Origin of the sequence: Mycobacterium sp., assembly GCF_032162105.1 — a bacterium.
In the GTDB taxonomy this organism is placed as follows: domain Bacteria; phylum Actinomycetota; class Actinomycetes; order Mycobacteriales; family Mycobacteriaceae; genus Mycobacterium.
The window spans coordinates 1-5,299 of the sequence record NZ_JAVRPS010000334.1 but is presented as its reverse complement, the minus strand read 5'-3'; the positions used below and the strand labels follow the sequence as shown (position 1 = coordinate 5,299).

General features: G+C 66.3%; 5 protein-coding genes. 1 reads left to right on the top strand and 4 read right to left on the bottom strand.

What is annotated here, in order from left to right; translation table 11 throughout:
• Positions 1-712: 712 nt before the first annotated feature.
• Positions 713-1,198: a hypothetical protein gene (locus tag QOC69_RS17085; protein WP_526441628.1), complete on the bottom strand. Its 486-nt coding sequence runs from the start codon at positions 1,196-1,198 to the stop codon at positions 713-715.
• A 314-nt stretch (positions 1,199-1,512) separates the two neighbouring features.
• Here QOC69_RS17085 and QOC69_RS17080 point away from each other — a divergent pair, with 314 nt between their 5' ends.
• Positions 1,513-3,102, top strand: a complete 1,590-nt coding sequence (locus QOC69_RS17080) for a serine/threonine-protein kinase (RefSeq protein ID WP_526441626.1) — start codon at positions 1,513-1,515, stop codon at positions 3,100-3,102.
• A 257-nt stretch (positions 3,103-3,359) separates the two neighbouring features.
• On the opposite strand, the gene QOC69_RS17075 is transcribed toward QOC69_RS17080, so the two are convergent.
• From QOC69_RS17075 to QOC69_RS17065, 3 genes are all read right to left on the bottom strand, one after another.
• Positions 3,360-3,773, bottom strand: coding sequence for a PIN domain-containing protein (locus QOC69_RS17075; protein ID WP_526441624.1), 414 nt, complete (start codon positions 3,771-3,773; stop codon positions 3,360-3,362).
• Entirely contained in the window at positions 3,766-4,020 is a 255-nt protein-coding gene (locus QOC69_RS17070) for a type II toxin-antitoxin system Phd/YefM family antitoxin (protein ID WP_526441622.1), read from the bottom strand. The genes QOC69_RS17075 and QOC69_RS17070 overlap by 8 nt, the downstream gene beginning before the upstream one ends.
• Before the next feature lie 62 nt (positions 4,021-4,082).
• Complete coding sequence (locus tag QOC69_RS17065) at positions 4,083-4,739, bottom strand: DUF6636 domain-containing protein (RefSeq protein WP_526441620.1); 657 nt, start codon at positions 4,737-4,739, stop codon at positions 4,083-4,085.
• Positions 4,740-5,299: the final 560 nt, after the last annotated feature.

The window sequence follows — 5,299 nt, the reverse complement described above, 5'->3', positions numbered from 1 at the left end:
GCCGAGGCGACGCCATCAACCACAACCTCCACATCATCACCGGACTCTGGAACCTCAAGAACCACGCGCAATTACGGGTCAACTCTTAGTCCTTGTTTCGATTTGGTCGCTTGAGCGGCCCCATCTGTAGTCGGTACCCGTCTGGGCCAGCTTTGTACTGACGAATGACGCGATGCGGTGGTCGCCTCCCATGGGGGCGCACCGTGGTGGCGCGGTAGCTGTAACCGTCCTGTCCCGGAGGGGGAACGTGTTCCCATTCGAAGTCCACCGTCTCGCCTTCGAACAGCTCTCGGAACCCGCCGGAGACTTCGTAGACTTCGCCAGGGCCGAGCTCCGGGACCGCGTGGTCGTTCCAGAGTTGGCCGAAGCCGGCGAAGCAGCCGCCTGGAGTCTCTGGAGAATCGATGACTCCCCAGCCTTCATCTCGATACCAAACCCGCACCGTGCCGGTGGAACGCACGTCTACGACGTGTAGCCGCCGACGATGCCCTGCGTCGCAACTAATGCCAGGCAGCGGCAGGCCACCCGTCGCGACGATCAGTATCGAACTGGCTGCTGGCAACGACGTTGATGCCACAGCCGTCAGCATGTGTTGACGACGTGTAGCCGGTGTGTGGATGGAGAGGGAGTTGCTCGTCGGCGGGGTTGAGGGCGCCGTCCGAGATCGGTCCGACGGCGACGGCTCTCCCGCAGCTCACCGCCCCGGGGACTGCTACTTGGTGGGGGTCAAACGGATCGCGGTGAGGTGGTTCGCGTCGACTGCCTCGGTGAACTCCTCGAGTGTGGGTATGCGCGGATCGCGGAACTTCAATCCCATCACGCGCTGCGCGCCCTTCACGCCATAGGACTCGGCAAGGCGTCGGGTCAGATCGGCGACGACCGGCACGTCTTCGATGAGTTCGCCGCGCATCGTCGTCGTCTTCCCGGCGTGCACGACTTCGGCGGTGGCACCGCCGCGGAAGTTCAGCCGCCACGCTGTGCCGGTAAGGACGTAGAGATCGTTGTCGATCCGATGCGCGCTCAACGTAAGTGCAAACTGCCGCCCCGTCTTGCGTCCCTTGAACCGCAACACCAAGAAGGCCTTGAGCGCAGAACCCGTGACCGGAGTGCGCAGCAGGAACCCCAGGATCGGGTTGACCACACGCAGAATCGATTCGGGTGGATGAGCGGGGAAGACTGCCGGTGACTGTTCTGTCATGACCCCAACCGTAGGGGCCATCCGTGTCGAACGGGCTGGATCCGCGAGGTGCAGCACGGCACGATCGATCCCGCGACGGCGGCGACGCACCCGAGCGCAGCGTCCAACGATCGCCGGGTCGGACACGCACTCTGATCCCGTGTAGCCTTGACGACTAAGCAATTAGCTTGTGCTGCTACGACTTCGGTGTCGAGTCATTCTGCCTGCTACGGGGAGTGGGTTAGGTGAGAGCACAATGCGGGGACACCGTCAACGCTGTGGGTTGACCTGCGGAATCGCTACGGAGCGCGTCAAAGAAGGTGGAAGGAACTCATATGGGCTCCCCGAACGTCGGCTCTCGTTTGGGCACGCGATTCGGCCCCTATGACCTGCAGACGCTGATCGGTGTGGGCGGGATGGGCGAGGTCTACCGCGCGTTCGACACCGTGCGCGAGCGGATGGTGGCGATCAAGGTTCTGCGGACGGATCTGGCGGCGGACCCCAGCTTCCGGGACCGTTTCCGGCGTGAGTCGCGTATCGCTGCGCGACTGCAGGAGCCCCACGTCATTCCCGTGCACGACTTCGGCGAGATCGACGGCGTGCTCTACATCGACATGCGCCTCGTCGAGGGCGCCAGCGTGAAGGACGAGCTCCGGGTCAACGGCACGCTGGCACCGCCACGCACGGTGTCGATCATCGGCCAGGTCGCCGATGCACTGGACGCCGCGCACGCCAACGGCCTGGTGCACCGCGACATCAAGCCCGAGAACGTGCTGCTCACGCCGGACGACTTCGCCTACCTGGTCGATTTCGGCATTGCCTACGGTGGCGGCGAGGCGACCGTGACGAAGACCGGGCTGGTCATCGGCTCATGCGCCTACATGGCCACCGAGCGGCTCAGCGGCGAGGCCGGCGGCCCGGCGTCGGATGTGTACTCGTTGACGTGCCTGCTGTATGAGTGCCTCACCGGTCGGGCGCCGTTCGAAGCGGGTGACCTGCGGCAGGTCATGAGCGCGCACATGTTCGTGCCGCCGCCGCGGCCGAGTCTTGAGCGCCGCGGGATCAGCCCGGCGTTCGACGACGTCGTTGCGAAGGGCATGGCCAAGAATCCGGCCGACCGGTACGCGTCGGCGGGTGAGCTGGCCAGGGCGGCGGCCACCGCCGCACAGGACCGCGTGCCCCTTCCCCCGCCCGTCATCCCGACTCCCCTTGCTTCGCCAGGCACGCGGCAGTTCCCTGCCATGGCGGCGAGGCCCACCTCGACGGGCTACGTGCCGTATCCGCCCCTCCCGTCGCCGTCGCCGTCGGCGCCGATCAGGCGGTCGCGTTTCAGCAGGACGCAGGTGGCGTTGTTGTTCGGGACGATCGCCATGTTCGCGCTGGCGGCGGTGCTGGCCGGCGCGATCGTCATGACCGGCGGCAGTGGCGGCTCCGCGCCGCAGAGTCCGCTCGCTGCGCCGCCACCGTCGACGACAACGGTCACCACCACGGCACCGTCCGCTTCCGAGGAGACGACGACCTCCACCACGACGACGCCGTCGACCACGACGTCACCATCGACCACGACGTCACCGTCGACCAGTGGGGCCCCCATCGCGGGTATGTCGGACACGGACGCGCAGGGCTTCGTCGGCCATGCCGCGCGATGCGACGAGGGGAGTACGCCCGCGGCGGCCATCCGAACGGCGTCGTCGCTGGCGGTGGTGTGTGAGACGGCGTCGGGCAGCTACTACTACCACGGCGAACGCCTCAGCGACGGTGCCAACCTGCAGCTGGCCAACGCGGTCCCGGCGGGTGGCGGATTCGACGCCACGAACCCGGCCGACGGCGCCTTGTATCAGGTGCGGCCCGACCGGCTGACCATTTCGAGCAAGAGTCGGGTGGATTCGGCCGAGCCGGCGCTGGAGTACGGCGGGAGCCAGTAGGCCGCGCGCGGCGTCAGGCCAGGATCGACGCGAGATCGCTGCGGGTCGTCACGGTGGCGGGCATCTCCTGGCCGTAGCAGCCGAACACTGCGGCGGAGCCTTCCTCCAACCCGACGCGGTCACCCCAATTCATTTGGCAGCCAGCCGGCTGCGTGCTGGTCCACCGGAGTACGCCCGCCAGCTGCGGCCAACACCGTTCGGGCCGCACCCGAGTAGGACCCACGCCTGCTCAATCATGAGGAACGGTACCGGTTGGATTAGACGCCAAGGACCTCGACGAGGTGCTCGATGCCGCGGAAGGCGTCGACGTTGCGCGTATACAGGGGAAGGTTGGCAGCGAGCGCAGTGGCGGCGATCAACAGATCCACGGCCCGCGGGCCGCGTGCTTTACGTCCGGTCGCCACGATCGCTGCGTAGATACGGCCGTAGGCTCGTGCGGCGGCGCTGTCGAACGGCAGTGCGTCAAACGTGGCCTCGGCTCGCTGCAGACGGTCCTGACGTCGCGCTCGCTCGGCGCTGTCGCTTGTCGCGTGCGGGCCGGCGGCGAGTTCCGCCATCGTCAGGGCGCTGACTGCCAATTCAGTGGGGAGCCGCCCGGCGTCGAGGTGATCGAGATCAATCACGACTGAGGTATCTATGAGCCCTTGCCGGGCGGGTCGTCGTTCAGCCACGTGGTGTGATCTCTTGGCTGGCCGCGCTATCGAGGTCGGCGCGCAATCGGCTCAGATCGATGCGTGGTGCACCTTGGAAAGCCGCCACTGCGGCCTGGGCGCTGATGAATCGATGGCGACGCAGTGGGGATAGCTCCCCAACGGGAACGCCGTTTCGGGTGACGACAAAGGACTGGCCCTGGTCAAGTTGGCGCATGATCTCGCCGCTGTTGTTGCGTAGCTCGCGTTGGGTGATTTCGGTCGTCACGTGACCACCGTAGCACGCGTGCTACGGTGTTTGCCAGCTGCGCTGCGCGCCGGGAGCTCCGATCAACCGAGGTGAACGGTCTCGCGAGACACGGAGAAGTAGTGCCCCGTGTTGTTGTCGATGCACATGATGCCGACGGTTTCGCTGTCGCAGCTGAGCGAGCCGAGGGTCTGAATCTGGCCGTATTCGAGGGTGTGGGTGGCGGCGGGCATCTCCTGGCCGTAGCAGCCGAACACTGCGGCGGCGCCTTCCTCCAACCCGACGCGGTCACCCCAGTTCATTTGGCAGCCATCCGGCTGCGTGGCGACCCAGTCGTGGTCGGTGACCTCGCAGCGGACGGTGTTGCCACCGGCGCCGTAGGTGAACGTGGCGCACCGGATGTTGCCCGAGGGCGATTGGAAGGGGCCGTCCGCGGTGACATGCTGCCCGACGGGTGTCGCCGTAGACGGTGGTGCCACGGTCACGGTGACGGGCGGCCGTGCGATGACCGTCACCGTCGTGGTCGGCGGCGCGGGCATCGCGGGGGGCGGCGCCAGTGTCGTCGTCGAGATCACGGGGGTGACCGTCGGGGCTTGAGCCGTGGTTGTGCCGGTCGACGGCGCACATGCGGTGAGCGCGATCGCGGCGAGCGCGAACACCCACACCTGAGGTCGCCGTGCGATCGGCCGCGAATCGTCATAGCCCAGGACGGCCCTCTTGTCGTGCGAGTTCTCGGCCATCTCGTTCCCCTTTCGATGGACGTGTTGGTGTGTCCGATGACTGAGAGGGTGCGGTGTCGTTCTTGGCGGAACCTTGGTGTCGTCCCGTAGCGGCCAAAATGGCCACCTCCAAGCGACCACGAGAGAGTGAAGTCGCTCAGACGTGGGCAGTCTGGGTCAACCGGTCAGAGCATCGCGATCCACTCCGCTCCACCCGCCCGGTGGCTTCCGTTGGCGCAAGCCAACACCGCGGCGGTGGAGCGCCGCGCGCCCGACTTCGTGCCGACCATCGTGGCGCTCCAGCAAGAGCAGGCGTGGACGGGGTGGGCGGGGCGGGGAGATCAGCCAAGCGGATCTGATCGCTGGAGTCTCAACGGACCGGCCGTGACCACCATGGTCGCGCACCAACTGCACTTGTCGCGGTTCTGCGATAGGTGGTTTCGCGACGATCGATGGTGGTGTTGAGGTTCAATTTCCGTTGTCAACGCGGCTGTAGAGATGCAGCGAAGATTAGCAAGCAGTACCGAGTTGTCTTACTAGACCTCGTAGTCTGATCGTTTCTTGATGCTTTTAGCCGCGCG